The sequence below is a fragment of the Bradyrhizobium sp. UFLA05-125 genome, assembly GCF_059803515.1.
The window spans coordinates 1-18,548 of the sequence record NZ_JBANBJ010000117.1 but is presented as its reverse complement, the minus strand read 5'-3'; the positions used below and the strand labels follow the sequence as shown (position 1 = coordinate 18,548).

The window sequence follows — 18,548 nt, the reverse complement described above, 5'->3', positions numbered from 1 at the left end:
GTCCACTGTGACCGCCGGCGTGGTCTCGGCGCTGGGCCGCTCGATCCGCTCGGTCAGTGGCCGGACCATCGAGGACGTGATCCAGACCGACGCCGCGCTCAACCCCGGCAATTCCGGCGGGCCGCTTGTCTCGTCGAATTCCGAGGTGATCGGCATCAACACCGCTATCATCAGCGGCGCGCAGGGCATTTGTTTTGCGGTTGCGAGCAACACTGCGCAGTTCGTGCTGTCGGAAATCATCCGCCACGGCTATGTCCGCCGCGCCTATATCGGCGTCGCCGGCCAGACCGCGCCGATCCCGCGGCGCCATGCGGTGCTCGCCGGCGTCGAGAACAAGATGGGCGCGCTGCTTGCCCAGATCGAGCCGGACGGGCCGGCGGCGAAGGCGGGGCTGTTCCCCGGCGACGTCGTGATCAGGCTCGACGGCGTCGAGATCAACGGCGTCGACGATCTGATCCGTGTGCTCGACCGCGACCGCATCGGACGGAAGGTCGCCATGGACGTGCTGCGGCTCGGCCGCCTGCGGGCAATCGACGTCGATCCCGTCGAGCGCAAGCCGGCCCGCTAGCCTGTGACCAGCCGGGCGAGTATGACTGCGTCATGCTTTGCCCGGGAAAGTCCGCCGCATGATGCCGGCGCACGAGACCTACGACGTCATCGTGATCGGCGCCGGTGCCGGCGGCATGACGGCGGCGGCCGTCGCTGCCGCCGAAGGCCTGCGTGTGCTGGTGATCGAGAAGACCGCGTTCGTCGGCGGCACCACCGCCTGGTCCGGCGGCATGGTCTGGATCCCCGCCAACGGCAAGATGAAAGCTGCGGGACTCTCCGACAGCGTCACTGACGCCGTCCAGTACCTCGCAAGCACCGTGCCCGAGCCTGCCAATGCAGGCCTGCGCGCCGCATTCCTTGCGCGCGGGCCTGAGGCGATCGCCTATCTCGAGGCCAACACCGAAGTGCGCCTCCAGCCGGTGAAGGCCTATCCCGACTACTATCCGGAGCGGCTGGGCGCCACCATGGGCGGGCGCGTGCTGGAGCCGGTGGCGTTCGATGGCACCAGACTGGGCGCCCATTTTGCCCGGTTGCGACCGCCGCTGCCGGAGTTCACGCTGCTCGGCGGCATGATGGTCAACCGGCTCGACATCCCGCACTTGCGCAAGATAGGAAAGTCGGTCCGCTCGACCCTGCGTTCGCTGCGGCTGATCTCGCAACATGCGCTGCAGCGGCTGCGTTCGCCGCGTGGCACCACGCTGCATCTCGGCAACGCGCTCGCGGCAAGGCTCTACGCCTCGCTGCTGACGCGGCAGGTCGAAATCCTCTTCAGCACGGATGTCGAGGACCTCGTCGCCGAGGGTGGCCGTGTCAACGGCGTGACCATCCGCCACGGCTCGCGCGACCGCCTGATCTCGGCGCGTCGCGGCGTTGTGCTCGCCACCGGCGGCTTCTCGCACGATGCGCCTCTGCGCAAGCGCTTCTTTCCCACCGCCGCGGGGTATGTCTCGGCAACCACGCCCGCAGGCACCGGCGATGGGCTGCGCCTTGCGATGGCAGGCGGCGCCGTGCTGAACACGGAGGCGACGAGCCCGGCCTATTGGGTGCCGGCTTCGCTGTTCCGCCGCGCCGATGGCAGCCGCGGCGTGTTCCCGCACACGGTGACGGACCGCGCCAAGCCTGGCGTGATCGCCGTCAACGCGGCGGGCCGGCGCTTCGTCAACGAGGCGCTGTCGTACCACGAGTTCGTGCTCGCCATGCTCCGCGACGGCAATGGCGAGCCTGATCGACGATTCTACCTGATCTGTGACCGCAACTTCCTGTGGACCTACGGCTTCGGCCGTATCAAGCCCTTCACCTGGAATTACCGGCGCTACGTCAGGAGCGGCGAGCTGATCGAGGCCGCGAGCATCGCGCCTCTCGCTGAGCGGATCGGCATCGCGCCATCCTCGCTCGCAGCAACAATCGCCGACTACAACGCCCATGCGTGCGAGGGCCGCGATCCCGAATTCGGCCGCGGCAGCACCATCTATCAGCGCCACCTCGGCGATATCGGCCACAAGCCAAATCCGTGCGTTGCGCCGATCACCCGCGCGCCGTTCTTCGCATTGCGCATTTATCCTGCCGATCTCGGCACCGCCATCGGCATGCAGGTCGACGCCCACGCCCGCGTGCTGCGCGAGGACGGCACGCCGATCGCCGGCCTCTATGCCTGCGGCAACGACATGGGCTCGATCATGAACGGCAACTATCCGGGCCCGGGGATTACGCTGGGACCCGCGCTGACGTTTGGGTACATCGCGGGGCGGCACATGGCGGAGGGGGCGATGGTTACGCCGAGTGCTGCCGCAGTCTCACTCTGACCATCCCCTCCGCCGTCATGCCCCGCGAAAGCCGAAAGCGGGGCATCCAGTATTCCAGAGGCGGCGAGATTCACAACAAACGCCGCGGCGTACTGGATCGTCCGGTCAAGCCGGGCGACGACAGTTGAGTGTGTGGCACGCACGTCCCACAATCTCGTCATTGCGAGCATAGCGAAGCAATCCAGACTGTCTCTGCGGATAAACTCTGGATTGCTTCGCTGCGCTCGCAATGACGCGTGGAATGAGTTTCCCGACTAAACTCTACTCCGCAGCAGCCGCAAAGCGGCTGTTCTCGAGCTCGGCTTCGAGCCGCGCCTTTTCGGCTTCCGCCTGCTTGATATTGCCTTCCTTCACGTGCCCGAAGCCGCGGATGGTCTCCGGCACACGCGCGAGCGTTGCCAGCAGCGGAAGCTGTTCGGCCTTCAGCACCGCGAACCGCTGGTCGATCATCGCAATATAGTTCTCGACCAGCTTCCGCTCGGTCTTGCGCTCTGCGGTGCGGCCGAACGGATCGAACGCGGAGCCGCGCAAGAACTTCAGTTTTGCCAGCACGCGGAAGGCGTGAATCATCCAGCCGCCATATTCCTGCTTCTGCAGATGTCCGGTCACCTTGTCGCGGCGCGCGAAGATCGGCGGCGCCAAGTGGAATCTCAGCGTGAAGTCGCCGTCGAACTTCTCCGACACTTTTTTCGCGAAGCTGCCGTCGGTGTAGAGGCGGGCGACCTCGTACTCGTCCTTGTAGGCCATGAGCTTGAACAGGTGCTTCGCCACCGCCTCGGTCAGCTCGGTGGAAGAGGGCGCGGCGGCCGTCTCCGCCTGGCGTACTTTTGCGACCGCCGTGAGGTAGCGATCCGCATAGGCCTTGTCCTGATAATTGGTCAGAAACTCTGCACGCGTTGCGATCATGTCGTCGAGCGATCTGGCCGGCGCGCTCGCCCGGCTCTTGAACTGGAGCACGCTGCGCACCCGCGAGATGTCGTGCGCGACAAGGCGCCCCCAGGTGAAGGCGAGCTTGTTCATCTCGACCGCGGCGCCGTTGATCTCGATGGCGCGGAGCAACGCCTCCAGCGAGAGCGGGATCGCGCCCTTCTGGAAGGCGAAGCCGAGCATAAAGGGATTGGTCGCGATGGAATCGCCCATCAGGCTGGTGGCAATGCCGGTGGCATCGACGATGTCGAGGTTTTTGTCCCCGACCGCATCGCGCAGCACGGTCTGCATCGCGCCCATCTCGAAATCGAGATCGGGGTTTTGCACGAAGCTCGCGGTCGGTTGCAGGTCGGTGTTGATGAACGCCTTGGTCACGCCGCGCTCGGCGCGGCTCAGCGCGGTGGGACCTGCCGAGACGATCATGTCGCAGCCGAGGATGACGTCGGCGCCGCCGGTCGTGATGCGTACCGCGGAAATGTCTTCCGGCCTCTGTGCGATGCGGACATGGCTCATCACCGCGCCGTTCTTCTGCGACAGGCCGGTGAAATCGAGTGCGGAGCAGCCCTTGCCGTCGACATGGGCCGCCATGCCGAGCAGCGCGCCAATGGTGATGACGCCGGTGCCGCCGATGCCGGTGACGAGGATGTTGTAGGGCCCGTCCAGCTCGCGCGCGGGCGGCAGCGGCAGATCGGCGAACAACTGCCCGGAATCGACCGCCGAGGTCTTGATCCGCTTCAGCGTGCCGCCGTGAACGGTCACGAAGCTCGGGCAAAAGCCCTCGACGCAGGAATAGTCCTTGTTGCAGTTCGACTGGTCGATCTGCCGCTTGCGGCCGAACTCGGTTTCCAGTGGCTGTACCGAGACGCAGTTGGAAGCCTGCGAGCAGTCGCCGCAGCCTTCGCAGACGAGCTCGTTGATGAAGGCGCGTTTTTGCGGATCGGGATAGAGCCCGCGCTTGCGGCGGCGGCGCTTTTCCGCGGCGCAGGTCTGGTCATAGATGATGACGGTGAGGCCCTTGATGTCGCGCAACTCGCGCTGGATCGCATCGAGCTCGCGGCGGTGATGGACGCTCGCGCCTTGCGGGAAGTAGTTGCCGGCTGGGTATTTCGTGGGATCGTCCGAGACGATTGCGAGCCGCTTGACGCCCTCGGCCCAGACCTGGTGCGCGATCTGTGCGACGCTAAAGCCGCCTTCGGCCGGCTGGCCGCCGGTCATCGCGACCGCGTCGTTGTAGAGGATCTTGTAGGTGATGTTGATACCGGCGGCGGAGGCGGCACGAAGAGCGAGAAGCCCCGAATGCGTGTAGGTGCCGTCGCCGAGATTCTGGAAAATGTGCTGTTCGCTGGTGAACGGCGATTGCCCGATCCAGTTCACGCCCTCGGCACCCATATGCGAGATCAGGTCGGTGCGGCGGCTTGGCATGCTCAAGGCCATGCCGTGGCAGCCGATGCCGGCCATGGCGCGGCTGCCTTCGGGCACGCGTGTCGAAGAGTTGTGCGGGCAGCCTGAGCAGAAGAACGGCGTGCGCGAAAGCTTGATCGGCGCGTTCGCTGTGACGGGATTGTCGAAGGCTTCGAGCCGCGCCAGCCGTTGCTCGAGCAGGGGGCTCTGATGACCGAGCCGACGCAGTCGCGCCACGAGCGCGGAGGCGACCATGGTCGGCGTCAGCTCGCCTTCGCTCGGCAGCAGCGGCGCGCCGTTCTCGTCGCGCTTGCCCGCGATGGTCGGGCGCCGCGCAGCATCCACATTATAGAGGATGCGCATCAACTGGTCCTCGATGAAGCCGCGCTTCTCCTCGACGATCAGCACGTCCTGAAGACCTTCGGCAAAGCGTCGCGCACCACTTTCTTCCAGCGGCCAGGTCATCGCGACCTTGTAGATGCGAAGGCCAAGATCCTGCGCGTCCTTGTCGGTGATGCCGAGATCGGCGAGCGCCTGCCGCAAGTCGAGATACGCCTTGCCGGTCGCGAGAATGCCGAGACGTGCGGGCTTTGAATCCAGCACGATACGGTCGAGCTGGTTGGCGCGGGCAAACGCCTTCACCGCCTCCATCTTCGGGCCGAACAGACGCTTCTCCGCTTCCAGCGGCGGATCGGGCCATCGGATATTGAGACCGCCCGGCGGCATCTCGAAATCATCAGGCAATTTGATCTGGATGCGCGCCGGATCGCTGTCGATGGAGGCCGAGCTCTCCACGGTCTCGCCGATCGCCTTGAAGCCGACCCAGCAGCCGGAGAAGCGCGACAGTGCAAAGCCGTAGAGGCCGAGATCGAGATAGTCCTGCAGAGTCGCGGGATTGATCACAGGGATCAGCGCCGCTGCAAACACCTGCTCGCTCTGATGGGCAAGTGTCGAGGACTGGCAGCCGTGATCGTCGCCCGCCAGCGCCAGCACGCCGCCGTGGCGCGCGGTGCCGGCGGAGTTCGCGTGCTTCAGTGCGTCGACCGAGCGGTCGACTCCGGGGCCCTTGCCGTACCAGATGCCGAACACGCCATCGACCTTAGCACCCGGGAACAGGCCGACCTGCTGGCTGCCCCACACCGCGGTTGCTGCCAGATCCTCGTTCAGGCCGGGGACGAAGGCGATGTCGTGCTTTGCGAGGTGAGATTTCGCGCGCCACAGCGCGTGGTCGTACATGCCGAGCGGCGAGCCGCGATAACCCGAGATGAAACCGCCGGTGTTGAGCCCCGCCAGCCGGTCGCGTTCGCGCTGCAACATGGGAAGACGGACCAGGGCCTGCGTGCCGGACAGGTAAATCCGCTTCGATTCGAGCCGGTATTTGTCCTCCAGCTCGACCTGCAACAGCGTCATCTCGTTCTTCCTTTTTCTTGTTCCGGCTGGAGGAATTGCGTCGCGGGGAGGGGGCTCGCGGCCTTGCGAAGCAGCTCGTTGCAGTCAAGAGCATGCGCCGGCGAAGTCAATATCGCTGGCCGCATCCGTGTCGCTCCTGCTAGTCATGGCTGCAAGGGAGGCCACCATGACGGCACAAGCGTTCGACACCGACATCACTGAAACCGACAGCGCCCTGATCGGGCCATGGCGCCAGCCGCGCCAAATGTTGCAGGCGCAGGTCTATGACGCGCATGCGTCGATCCACGATGATGCCACCGCGCAAAAGCTCGGCTTCAAGGGCGGCACCATCGAAGGCCCGACCCACTTCAGCCAGTTCGCGCCGCTCGGCGCGCGGCTGTGGGGACGGACGTGGTTCGAGACCGGCTGCCTCTCCGCGCATTACCGCAACGCCTGCTTCGAGGGCGAGGAGGTGCAGGCGATCCTGTCGAAACCGCTTCCCGGCACGAGCCAGTGCCAGATCCAGATGGTCAAACGCGACGGCACCGAAGTGCTGCGCGGCTCGGCCTCCATCGGCGATCCGCAGGTTGCCACCGCACTCGAGACGCGCCTCACCGAGCTCAAGCCGCTCACTGATCCCGTGATCCTGCGCGACGTGAAGGTGGCGCAGACCAGCAAGCGTCAGGGCGTACGCATGGGCCTCGACCAGAACATGGGTGACCTCTATCCGTTCTCGTTGCGGCAGAAGCTCGCGGTCATCACCGAGAACTCGCCGTTCTATTCGAGCGGAGAAAATCCGTGGCGGAAAGCCGTCATCCCGATGGAGATGCTGAGCGTGCTCTTCCAGTATCGCGCAAAGGACGATCCGCTGCCGTCGAAGGGACCGGCCGTCGGCCTGTTCGCCGATCAGGAGATCCGGCTCATCAAGGGCCCGCTCTTCGTCGACGAGGACTACGAGGTCGAGCGCGAGGTCGTCGCGCTCTCCGGCAGCCGCCGCACCGAGAGCGCCTGGGTGAAGACGCGCGTGTTCGACAACGCGAACGCGCTGGTCGCGACCATGCTGCTCAATATGGCGACGATCAAGGATTCGTACGCGCCGTATGAGGAGGAGTATCGGCGGTTGTATGGGAGCGCGCGATAGGCGCCAATCCCTCCACTCGTCATTCCGGGGCGCGACGAAGTCGCGAGCCCGGAATCCATCGGGCCGCAGCGCAAATGGCGAGATGGATTCCGGGCTCGACGCTTCGCGTCGCCCCGGAATGACGGCGTGGAGAGAGCGTCGCTGCCGCTCATCCTTTGAGCAGATGCCCGTCGCAAAGCCGTCGCACAGGGAATGAGCAGGCCGCGGCTTCCGGCATAACGCGCTGAAAGTGCAGCGAAATCCTGCAGCCGCCCCGCGCCACCGCCATTGTACACAATGGCACGGTGCTTGCAGAACTGCTGGTAACGGGAGTTCTCGCGAGGACGTGAATGTTGAACTCAGCGAAACCGACACTGGGCGTCATCACCGCAGAGCCCGAGCCGATCAAGCTCGACTGGTCGACCACTGCGCTTCTCATCATCGACATGCAGCGCGACTTCATGGAGCTCGGAGGTTTTGGTGAGACGCTCGGCAACGATGTCAGCCAGCTCGCGCGCGCGGTGAAGCCGATCGGCGCGGTGCTTGCGGCGGCGCGCGACACCGGCATGCTGGTCATCCATACCCGCGAAGGCCATCTGCCCGATCTGTCCGATGCGCCGCCCGCGAAGGTCGAGCGCGGTGCGCCGTCGCTGCGGATCGGCGATCCCGGTCCGATGGGCCGCATCCTGATCCGCGGCGAGGCCGGCCACGACATCATCCCCGAGCTCTATCCGCTCGACAGCGAGGTCGTGATCGACAAGCCGGGAAAGGGCGCGTTCTACGCCACCGAGCTCACCGACGTGCTCGAGAAATACGGCATCGAAAATTTGCTGGTGTGCGGCGTCACGACGGAAGTCTGCGTCAACACCACTGTGCGCGAGGCCAATGATCGCGGCTATCGCTGCGTCGTCATCTCGGACGGCTGCGCATCCTATTTCCCCGAGTTTCACGAGATGGGCCTGAAGATGATCAAGGCCCAGGGCGGCATCTTCGGCTGGGTCGCAAGCTCAGCCGCAGTACTGGAGGCGCTGAAGACTTCGACCATTTAGGGGATCACCATGAGCACATTGACAGGGACGGCCGGCAAATCTGAGATCAATAAGACCGAGTTCAAGCCGGCACTATGGACACCGGGCGACTGGAACGCGTTCTTCGGCTTCGGCACCAACATCCTCGTCAACATGCTGGTGCTTACGGGCCTGTTGCGCTTCGTGCTGAAGATGCCTGACAGCCTCGTGTTCGGCCGCATCCTGCCCGCGCTCGGGCTGATGATGTGCCTGTCGACCTTTTACTATGCCTTCCTCGCCTACCGACTGGCGCAAAAGACGGGCCGCAGCGACGTCTGCGCACTGCCCTCGGGGGTGAGCGTGCCGCACATGTTCATCGTCACATTCGTGATCATGCTGCCGATCACGCTTCGGACGGGCGATCCGCTAAAGGGCTGGTCGGCCGGCCTCGTCTGGGTGTTCTTCCAGAGTTTCATCCTGATGATCGGCGGCTTCATCGCGCCGTTCATCCGCAGGATCACGCCGCGCGCGGCGCTGCTCGGTACGCTCGCCGGCGTCTCCGTCACCTTCATCTCGATGCGCCCCGCACTGGAGATGTACATGACGCCGCAGATTGGTCTCGTCTGCTTCGCCATCATCCTGGTAAGCTGGTTCGGCGGCGTGAAATATCCGCGCGGTATCCCGGCGGGCCTCGTCGCGATCGCGGTCGGCATGATCATCGCCTGGGGCTCGAACCTGTTCGGCCTTGGTCTCGGCGGATTGAGCGTGAAAGGCGTTGGCGATGCCTTCGCCAATTTCGGCTTCTCGGTGCCACTTCCTGCCGTGGGCTACGTGTTCTCCGGCTTCGAGTTCCTCGGCGTGATCCTGGTCACCGCGATTCCCTTCGGCATCTATGACCTCGTCGAGGCGATGGACAATGTCGAAAGCGCGGAAGCCGCTGGCGACGAATATCCCACGACGCGCGTTCTCACCGCCGACGGCGTCGTCAGCCTGATCGGCTGCCTGATGGGTAACCCCTTCATCAACGCCGTCTATATCGGGCATCCCGGCTGGAAGGCGATGGGCGGGCGCATCGGCTATTCCGCGGCGACTGGCGTGATGGTGGTGGTGCTGTCCTGGTTCGGCATCATCTCGGTGCTGCTGGCGCTGGTGCCTGTGGTCGCGATCTCGCCGATCCTGCTCTATATCGGCATGCTGATCGGTGCGCAGGCGTTCCAGAGCACGCCGGTCAAGCATGCACCGGCGATCGTGCTGGCGCTGACGCCGCATCTGGCCGCCTGGGCAAAACTCCAGATCGACACCATGCTGGCCTCGACCATGACGGCGGCGGCGACCGTCGGCGGAATGGCCGGCGACAAGGCGGATGCCGTCAAGGCCGCCGCAATCGCCGCGCTGCCGCAGCAGGGCGTGTTCTATCACGGCCTCGAGGTGATGGGCGGCGGCTCGATCCTCGCCGGCCTGATCCTGGGCGCGATCGGCGTCTTCATCATCGAGCGCGACTTCGAGAAGGCATCCGGCTTCGCCCTGGTCGGTGCGGTCCTCACCTATTTCGGCTTCATGCATGGCGAGGCCGTCGGCATCGGCGGCGGCTTCGGCGTCACGCCGGCAGTGGCACTCTCCTATGCCGTGATGGCCGGCGGCCTGTTCGCGCTCGGACGTCTCGGCACAAGCGAGCACTACGCGTCGCATCCGGAGATGTCGGCCGTGCCTGCGGAGTAGACGGTCGAGAGCCCACAAAGCGGCCGGGCGACGCAAGCGACCCGGCCGCCTGTTATGGCGTCAGCGAAAGTTAACGATTGGTCGATAAAACTTCGCGGTTCCAACTCGGATCCGTGACCGATGCCACCCGCGCACAACGCTTCCGTCCGGGAGGCGCTCGATCTCTGGCTCGGCCGGCTCCCGGTTCCAATTGCGCTGCGGCACGTCTATCTGACCGCCATCCTGCTGATGGTGTGGATCACGCCGACACCGTACACCAGCCTTCAGGTCGAGTCCGCCACCAACGGCCCGCTCAACTACACCGTCTTCGGGCTGATGGCCGGCCTGTCGCTGCTACTGGTGCATGAGCGCTACGGCGCGCTGGCAGGCGCGGCCGGCGGCACCATGTCCGCTTACTGGGTCTGGCTCGCCGTCAATGCGGTCCTGTCGACCAGCCCCTCGGTCTCGGTCATGCGGCTCGTGCTCGTTGCCTTCGCTTTCGTGCTGGCGGCAAGTCTGCCGCTGCTGGCGGGTTCGGAAGCGACCTTGAACCGCTGCATCGCGTTCGCGGCCTGGACGCTGCTTGCGCTCTGCTATCTCGGCGTGATGCTCGTGCCGGATCTCGCGACCCACACCCAGCACGACATCGCTGAGCCCCACCTCGCCGGCGATTGGCGCGGCACTTTCGGCCACAAGAATTCCACGGCGCCTGTGATGGCCATGCTGGTGTTCGTCGGCCTGCATCTCTTGCGCTCGGGCAATCTCATCGGCGGGGTCTTGGTGGTCGCAGGCAGCGCGATCTTTCTGTTCTTTTCAGGCGGCAAGACCGCGACCGCGCTCTGCGCCTATACGGTGCTGGTCTCCTGGCTCCTGCTTCGGCTGACGAGCCTGCGCGCGATGGCTCTGGTCGCCTTCGTGCCGCTCGCCCTGCTGAACGTGATCTCCATCGGTTCGGTGCTGTTTCCGCAGTTGCGTTCGGTGCTGGCGATTCTGCCGGTGGATGCATCCTTCACTGGCCGGTCCGATATCTGGAGTTTCGTGCTCGACGCCATTCGCATGCGTCCGATCCTGGGCTACGGCTTCGCGGCGTTCTGGGGTGAGCCGGCTTCCGCGAACCTGCAGCCCGAAGGCGACACTGCCTGGGCGGTGGAGGCTGCGCACAGCCACAACGGCTATCTTGATCTTGCTGTCACCATCGGACTGCCCGGTCTCGCGCTGAGCCTTCTGGTGTTTCTCTACAATCCACTTCGAAACTATTGTCTCGCGCGACGGATTCACCCGGACAGCTCGCTGCTGGCGCTGTTCCTGCAAATCTGGCTCTTCGGCATCCACCTCGCCTCGATGGAGACGGTGTTTCTCTATCGCATCGAGCCGGGCTGGTTCACGTTCCTGTTGGCCACGTTCGCGCTGCACTACTTCGCCCGGTTCCCCTCGGCGGCGGGCGAGCCCTCGACCATCTGAACGATCAGTCCGCCGTCGGATCGTCGAACAGGCCAAGGGCGCGCAGACCACTGCGGCCGAATGCGGATGAGGGGAAATCCGCCGTCTCCAGCCGCAAGCGGTGATGGCCGTTCGGCAGGTCGGTTGCGAGTACGATGGTTTCCCGGTCGAGGAAATTGCGCGCCTCCATCGGCCGGACCGCGACGCCGTCGATTGTGAGTATCGATCTCTCGAGCAGCGTCGAGGCGCGGCCGCTGACGATGAGCGCGATACCGCGCGCCTTGCAGTCGAGCTCGAAGCGGGCGGTGCTTTGCATGATGGCCCAGATCGGCCCCCAGATCTGCGAATGGGTCAATTCCCAGCCGTCGCGATCGATGGGTGCAAAGTCGATCGCCGGCATCAGCCCGACATGCGTATAGAGAGGCGATCCAAGTGGCGCCGGCAACTGGTCGAGGGTGGATACGCCGCGCGTCGCGGCCTGCTGCTGCAACACCTTCCCGAAGAAATTCGTGCAGAAGCTGGCAGTCCAGCGATGGCCAAGATCATTGGGATGAACCTCGTCCACGATCACGTCGCGCCAGGCGAGCCGTCCGGCCTCCATCTCCGGCCACAGCGCATCGCGGACGCTGATCATCGGCAGGTCGTAGTGCCGGCCGATCGGCGCCTGCATCGATTGCATGTTGCCGCCCTTCTCCCACATCATGAACAGCAGGAGCGCGGCCGGCGCGGTGTGGTGGCCAAGGATCTGCCGCAACAGTCCCTCGTAGGCGTCCGCATCGGCGGAGGCATCGTTGACACTGAATTCGACGACCACGAGATCCGGGTCCTTCGACAACAGATCGGCGCCGGCGCGAAACGCACCCAGCAGCGAGCCGGTGCCCGCGAGCCCGGCATTCACCACGGAGAGAGACGCATTGGGAAAGCGGTGGCCCCACCAGGCCGCAATTTGCGATGCATAGTTTCGCGACGGCTCGGATGCCAGCGATCCCTGGGTGATCGAGCCGCCGATGAAGCCGAGTGTGACCGGTTCGCCCCGCGCGGCCTTGGCAAATACCCGCTTCAGGCGCGTGGTGTTGCCCTGCGCGACCACGCTGCGCGCAATCATCTCGGCATTCGGTGCAGCGAAGGCGAGAAGGGAGGTGGGCAACACCGTTGTGCCAACGGCGATGCTGGCGCCGAGCAGCAGATCGCGCCGCCGGAGGATCACGGCGTGCTTCCTTGCGTCACGACCGCCGGGCGGCGGCGCTGCCGCGTCCAGTTGAGGATCGGCCGCTCCAGATACCAGTAGGCAAGGCATCCGGCGGTGAGGCCGGCAGCGATCGCTGCAACGGCCAACGGCGCATAGTTGAATGCGCTGACCGGACCAAACAGCTTCCGTCCGATCGCCCACGCCGCTGCCATGGCGAAGAAGTGGAAGAGGTACAGCGAATAGGATGCGTCGCCGAGGAAGCGGAAGGCCGGAACGACCGGAAGGCGCCCAGCCTCTTCGGCCCAGATCACGGCGACGACGATGGTCATGGCGCCGAACGACATCGACAGGTGGAACAACAGCAGATGCACATCCGGATCGGTCCGGTACAGGACGGAAAGTGACAGCGCGCCGGCGGCGAGCAGGCCGAGGACCTGGATTCGGCCGAGCCGCTGCAGCAAGCCGAGTTGATAGAGCCGGCCGACGCCGGCGCCGACGAGAAAGCCGAGCAGGCTGGGGCTCGTATAGAAATCCTGGACATGGGACGGCTGGTCGATCACGCGCCCGATGACGATCAGCCCGACAAAAAGGACCGCAAGCAGCGCGGTGCGCGTCGCCGATCTCACGAAGAACAGGCTTCCGAACACCAAATAAAAGAAGGCCTCGTAGTCCAGTGTCCAGCCGAGACGCAAGAGCGGCGCCTTCGGCATATCGGATGGAATGAACAGGAGCGACTTGATGATGCCCTCGGTCGTCGGCACCGTGGTGAGAAAGCTGCTCGGGCTGGCGGTTGCGAGACCGACCACCAGCAAGGTCGCAACCCAGTACATCGGCACGATGCGCAGGATCCTGTTGCGGGCGAAGGCGATCGGCTCGAAGCGCGCTTCTCCTCCGATCACCGTGATGATGAAGCCGCTGAGCACGAAGAAGATCTCCACGCCGAGCCGGCCGGTGACGAGCAGCGCCTCGTTGCGGCTCTCGAGTGGCCAGTACAGCGCGTGGGTGACGAGGACCATCAGCGCGGCCAGCGCCCGCAGATACTGGATGGAAACGAGCTGCGGTCGCGCGGCCGGCGCCTCGCCTGTCTCGAAGCGGGAGATCAACTGTGTCATTTCAGACCACTCTCTTCCTCGAAAACGCCGATGCGACGAAGTTTGCAAGCCGCGAGCCAAGGATTGTCGGCAACGCGGCGGCAGGTGAGGGGTCTAAGCCAAAAGCGTTGATGCACGTCTAAGGGGAATGACAGCGAGTCCGGGGATACCGTTAACCATGGGACGCTGGAGCCGGGCACAGGTCATTTTTCGATGGCATACGTCGCCCGGCCGTTTTTCGGCCGAAGTTACTGTCAGGCCACGCCCAGATCGCACAGGATATCGGCCCCGGCGCGAACCTCGTGACTTGATCCTTCAAAATCCTGTCCGACCGGTTCGCAGGCCCCGCCGAGATGGCGTGCGAGAAAGGCCTCGGTGATGGCGAGGTGGGAAAACTGATTGGGCGGTCTCTGGAAGCCGTGTCCTTCGTCGGGATAGACGATATAGGTCACCGGAATGTTCTTGGCCTGCATGGCTGCGACGATGGTGTCGCTTTCGGCCACCTTGCACCGCACGTCGTTGGCGCCATGGAAGATCAGCATCGGCTTCTTGATGTTGTCGACCCTGTTGATAGGCGAGCGTTCTGCAAGCAGCTTGCGGCCTTCCTCGGTGCGCGGATCGCCGTAGCTGCGATACATGAATTCCGCGAAGCCGGCCCAATAGGGTGGCATCGATTCCAGCAGCGTCTTGAGATTGGAAATGCCGACGACCGGAATGGAGCAGCAGAACACCTCCGGCGTGAAAGTCGCGCCGACGAACGACGCCAATCCGCCGTAGGACATTCCGAAGATCGCAACCTTGTCTTTTTGCGCGATGCCTTCCGAGATTGCCCAATCGACCATATCGATGAGATCGTCGTGCATCTTGCGAGCATGCTCTTTTTCGCTGGCCGCGACGAACGCCTTGCCGAAGCCCGTCGATCCCCGATAGTTGACCGACAGCACGGCGTAACCGCGATCGGCCAGCCACTGATGATCGCGGCGATAGCCATAGATATCGCGCGCCCAGGGACCGCCGTGAACGATCAGGACCATCGGCAGCGGTCCGGGCGGGCGATCACCGTCGATATCCGCCGGCAAGGTCAGGTAAGAGACGAGAGTGAAGCCGTCGCGCGACTTGCCCTGCACGGCCTGCATCGGCGCCAGCCGGTACGGCTTGAGCTCGGGTCGCGCCGTGAACAGCTCGGTGAGAGTCTGCTTGTCGCGATCGAGGAGATGATAGGTCACCGGCTGCTCCGGTGCATGACTTCCCACGATCCACCGACGACCGTCATTGCTCTGGCTCTCGAGGTGAAAGTCATGCCCGGGAAGCTTCGCCTGGATCAAGTCGAGTTCGCTCGTCACCGCAGGCGTCAAGGCCGTCCATTCCTGTCGGCCGGGATCGATGCAAACCGCTTCCGGTTCGAAGGTTCGAGCATTGAATATGGCGCCCGTGACATCGGCGCGGTCGCTCCCGAACAGGACGCTCTCTTTCCCCGTCGCCCAGTCGATCCGCATCAGCGCGGATTTGTCGTGCTCCAGGCTCGAGCTCATATGAAGGTGGCTGCCGGCAGCATCGAACGTCCAGAGCCGCGTGCCTGCAAAGGCCTCGAACGGGACGTCGCGCCAATGCGTGACCTTCCCGTCATTAAGGCGCCAAAGCCGCGTGCCTCCGTCGGGAGCGTTGCTGCGGGCGTGGCGTGGCCTCAATTGCCAGTCGAGCCCGACGTAGTCGAACTCCTGGCGATTTTCCCAGACCAGCGTGCGCTCGCCGGTTGCGAGGTCGAGCAGGAAGACGTCGTGCCATCGCACGTCGCGATCGTTGAGACCAATCGCGATCTTGTCGGGGACGACGTGCGACCAGTAGGTCGGCAACGCGCGGACATTGGCCAGCGGCGTGAGATCCCTGAGCTCCAGGGTGCTGGGATCGACGACGAACAAGTGCAGATTTTCGTCGCCGTTTTCGTCGTTCAGAAACATGATGTGCCGACCGTCCGGACTCCAATCCTGCCAGTTGATCGGTCTGCCCCTGGTGCGCGTCACGGGCTGTCCTGCCGCGACGTTGTCGGCCGGCGACACCCAGATGTTGAGGACGTCGTCAACGGGGGCGAGCCAGGACAGACGCCGGCCATCCGGCGACAACTTGGCTCCAACGTATGTCGGATTACCAAACAGCTTTCGGCGAGGGATCAGGGGACGAGGTGACATCTGGCGTCTCTCGTGGTTCGGGGGCGCACCACATTGAGCTTGTGCTACAAACCGTAGCATACGCATATGCAAACTTTGCGTCAACGCCAGGTAGAGCGCCAACGGCACATAGCAAGCTTCGGAATGGGACGTGCAAGCGCGGGCGGCCAATCACCGCCCGCCGTTTTTCACGGCGTCGACATCTTGCAGATGTAGCTTGCGGCCCCTGCCTTGTCGCCACCGACATAGTGCGGGTAGTTCGGGTAGCGGCACATCGGCCGGGCTGCCTTCAGCGCGAACGGCGGCGCAGGCTCCTTCGACGTCTGGACCAGTGCGTCGGGCGGCGCGACGCCGTCGCTCGCCCAGCGGTCGAGCGGTTCGAGCAGGTCGACCATCGTCGGGATCGCGGAGCCGTCGAGCACGCTTGTACCGTGTCCTGTATGCGTCGAGCCGGGCGAGACGTAGAGCCGCGCCGATGCCTCGACCGTCGCCTCGCCGAGCCGCGCCACGACCGACTGAAAATAGTTGATTCCGGCGAGCGGGCTTTGCGCGAGGTCGGCCATGTTCTCGCGCAGGATCAGCTTGCCGCCATGGGCGAAGAACGCGGACAGGTCCGGATTGGTGGAGTCGAGGATCTTCGACACCCCCTCGACGCGCGCTCGAAAGTCTTCTGGACGATAGGTGCGCGGGTCAAACTTCTCGTCACGCGTCAGGAGAAAGCGCACGGCGTTGCTGCCGTAGAGCCATTGCTGCGAGACCGTGGCGACATCGAGTTGCTCCGTTGGCGCCGCCGTGCCCATCACCCAACGCGTCATGGTCATCCGTTGCGGGTCTGGTGTGGTCTCGTTGCCGTAGAGCGATTGCGGATAGGTCGTGATGCCGTTCGCCATCGCAAGCGGGAACGGATGTGCAGCGTGCACGGTCTGAACCGCTGTTATCTGCGCGTCCGACAGGCAACCATCGCCTGTGTCCGCGCCCTCCGGGCAACGCAGCGCCTGCAGGTTCACCTTCGGCTGACAGGCGAGATAGTTGCTGATGATGCCGTCACGCAAGCCGTCGAGTTCGTCACAGGCATTGGCGACGAATTTCGCAAGCGTCTCGCTCTTGGCCGGGTTGAGCCAGCCACCCTTGAATTGCGGCAGATTGTTCGGGATGTAGGACTGAAACAGCATCGAGAGCTGCACAACGGGTACCACGCTGACGATCCCGTCATAATCGGCCGGGAAACGCTGGGCCATCGTGAGCCCCTCGCGACCGCCCTCCGAGCCGCCGAAATAATAGATTTTCGCCGCGCGTTTCGAATAGAGCGCACCGATGAGCGCGACGGCGACATCGCGCACCTTCTTGTAGGAGGCGTAGCCGTAATTGCTCAGCATTTCGTCATTGAGGCCGAACTGGCCGATGCGATCGGGAGCAAAGCTCGCGGCCTGATGCCCGGAATCGGTGCCGAGCGTGGCATAGCCGCGCGTCAGCGGCAGCGCATCGTCGGGAGCTGCATCGCGCAGCGGTGCAAGGCCGCTCACCAGGGTGCCGTTGTAACCACCGCCGCCATATTGCAGCAGCTTGCCGTTCCACACGGCTGGCAGGTTGAGCTGAAAGTTGATCAGTTGTGCTGCCGGGTCGACTGGCGCAATGGTGCCCGTCACCTTGCAGAAGTTCGGCGTCGCGGGAGCGGCCGCCTTTGCCGGTGCCGCCAGCGTGACGCTGGCCGACGTGACGGTAGCGTCCCCGCTGGGAAGCCCGATCAGCCGAGCCGGGATCGTTCGCCCAGCGAGGCTTGCGCAGGCGCCTTGAAGCGCCTCGTCTGCCGCCGATGATCCGCCGCTCACGGAGAACACGATCGCGCAGAGGGCCAGGCTGGCTGCGGCCTTCGACGCGCGGCACGTCGCGTGGCTTCGCTTGATACGGTCGGCGCCTGTGCTTCGTCCCATGGTCCCAATCTTTTCTTCTTCAGGATGATTGCTGCGTACGCAGCGAATGGCCTCATCGCTCCTTCGGCTTGGTCGGTGCGACGAGGGGGGCTTATCCGCCTTTCACTGCTCCCGCAGTGAGCCCGGCGACGATTTGCCGCTGGGCGAGCACCGTCAGCAGCAGCACCGGGAAGGTGACGATCAGCGCTGCGGCGGCGAGCGGGCCCCAGCTCAACTGATCGAACGAGATCATGTTGTAGACGGCGACGGGCAGGGTGCGCGTCTCGCGCCCGGCCAGCACGATGCCGAAGACGAAATTATTCCAGGAGAAGATCACCGCCAGGATGAAGGCGACCGCGATGCCTGGCCTTGCGATCGGCAGCGCGACATGGCGGAATACCTGCCAGCGCGTGGCGCCGTCGATCAGCGCGGCCTCTTCCAATTCCATCGGCGTGGTCTCGAAATAGCCGATCATGATCCAGATCACGATCGGCACCGTCACCACGAGGTGGATGATGATCTGTGGCACCAGCGTGCCGAGCAGTCCCAGCCACTGGAACAAGAGGAATAGCGGGATCAGGTAGGACAGGCCGGGCGTGATGCGGGCAATCAGGATCACGATTGCGGATTTGTGCGCGGCCATCCGCGCGATCCCGTAGCCGGCGGGAACGCCGACGATCAGCGCCAGCGCGGTCGCGCTGCCGGTCACGACCAGGCTGTTGAAGAAATAGGTGAGGAAGCGGTTGGAGGCGAGCACGTCGGCATAGTTCTTCCACGCGATATGCTCGGGGAAGAACACCGGCGGGTAGGCGGCGTTGTCGACCTCGAACTTGAGCGATAGCGAAGCCATCCAGAGGAAG

At 64.5% G+C, this 18,548-nt stretch carries 12 protein-coding genes; 6 read left to right on the top strand and 6 right to left on the bottom strand.

All coding sequences use genetic code 11. The features are described 5' to 3' along the window. A partial coding sequence (locus SO156_RS43760) for a S1C family serine protease (protein WP_498539166.1) occupies positions 1–568 on the top strand: 568 nt, incomplete at its 5' end. A 58-nt stretch (positions 569–626) separates the two neighbouring features. Further along, positions 627–2,351 (top strand): FAD-dependent oxidoreductase, encoded by a 1,725-nt coding sequence (locus SO156_RS43755; RefSeq protein ID WP_498539165.1) that lies wholly within the window; start codon positions 627–629, stop codon positions 2,349–2,351. Between the two features lie 261 nt (positions 2,352–2,612). Here SO156_RS43755 and SO156_RS43750 read toward each other — a convergent pair whose 3' ends face one another. Further along, a complete protein-coding gene (locus tag SO156_RS43750; protein ID WP_498539164.1) occupies positions 2,613–6,089 on the bottom strand; it encodes an indolepyruvate ferredoxin oxidoreductase family protein in 3,477 nt (1,158 codons plus the stop codon). A 166-nt stretch (positions 6,090–6,255) separates the two neighbouring features. Between SO156_RS43750 and SO156_RS43745 the strand changes: the two genes are divergently transcribed. The 4 genes from SO156_RS43745 (at position 6,256) to SO156_RS43730 (ending at position 11,354) form a co-directional block, all read left to right on the top strand. After that, positions 6,256–7,209, top strand: a complete 954-nt coding sequence (locus SO156_RS43745; protein ID WP_498539163.1) for a hypothetical protein — start codon at positions 6,256–6,258, stop codon at positions 7,207–7,209. Between the two features lie 329 nt (positions 7,210–7,538). Further along, positions 7,539–8,237 carry a cysteine hydrolase family protein gene (locus SO156_RS43740; RefSeq protein WP_458143597.1) on the top strand — a complete coding sequence of 233 codons (699 nt, stop codon included), beginning with the start codon at positions 7,539–7,541 and terminating at the stop codon, positions 8,235–8,237. Between the two features lie 9 nt (positions 8,238–8,246). Continuing rightward, positions 8,247–9,914 (top strand): regulator, encoded by a 1,668-nt coding sequence (locus tag SO156_RS43735; protein ID WP_498539162.1) that lies wholly within the window; start codon positions 8,247–8,249, stop codon positions 9,912–9,914. Between the two features lie 120 nt (positions 9,915–10,034). After that, on the top strand, positions 10,035–11,354 hold the full coding sequence (locus tag SO156_RS43730; protein ID WP_498539161.1) for an O-antigen ligase family protein: 1,320 nt from the start codon (positions 10,035–10,037) through the stop codon (positions 11,352–11,354). 4 nt (positions 11,355–11,358) lie between these two features. Here the strand turns inward: SO156_RS43730 and SO156_RS43725 are convergent, their stop codons facing one another. The 5 genes from SO156_RS43725 to SO156_RS43705 form a co-directional block, all read right to left on the bottom strand. Next, positions 11,359–12,540: an SGNH/GDSL hydrolase family protein gene (locus SO156_RS43725; protein ID WP_498539160.1), complete on the bottom strand. Its 1,182-nt coding sequence runs from the start codon at positions 12,538–12,540 to the stop codon at positions 11,359–11,361. Then, positions 12,537–13,634, bottom strand: coding sequence for an acyltransferase family protein (locus tag SO156_RS43720; protein WP_498539159.1), 1,098 nt, complete (start codon positions 13,632–13,634; stop codon positions 12,537–12,539). The genes SO156_RS43725 and SO156_RS43720 overlap by 4 nt, the downstream gene beginning before the upstream one ends. Positions 13,635–13,867: 233 nt before the next feature. Further along, positions 13,868–15,799 carry an alpha/beta fold hydrolase gene (locus SO156_RS43715; RefSeq protein ID WP_498539158.1) on the bottom strand — a complete coding sequence of 644 codons (1,932 nt, stop codon included), beginning with the start codon at positions 15,797–15,799 and terminating at the stop codon, positions 13,868–13,870. A 167-nt stretch (positions 15,800–15,966) separates the two neighbouring features. Then, positions 15,967–17,709, bottom strand: a complete 1,743-nt coding sequence (locus SO156_RS43710) for a tannase/feruloyl esterase family alpha/beta hydrolase (protein ID WP_498539157.1) — start codon at positions 17,707–17,709, stop codon at positions 15,967–15,969. A 91-nt stretch (positions 17,710–17,800) separates the two neighbouring features. After that, positions 17,801–18,548, bottom strand: a 748-nt coding sequence (locus SO156_RS43705; protein ID WP_498539156.1) for a carbohydrate ABC transporter permease, incomplete at its 5' end; no start/stop codon positions are given.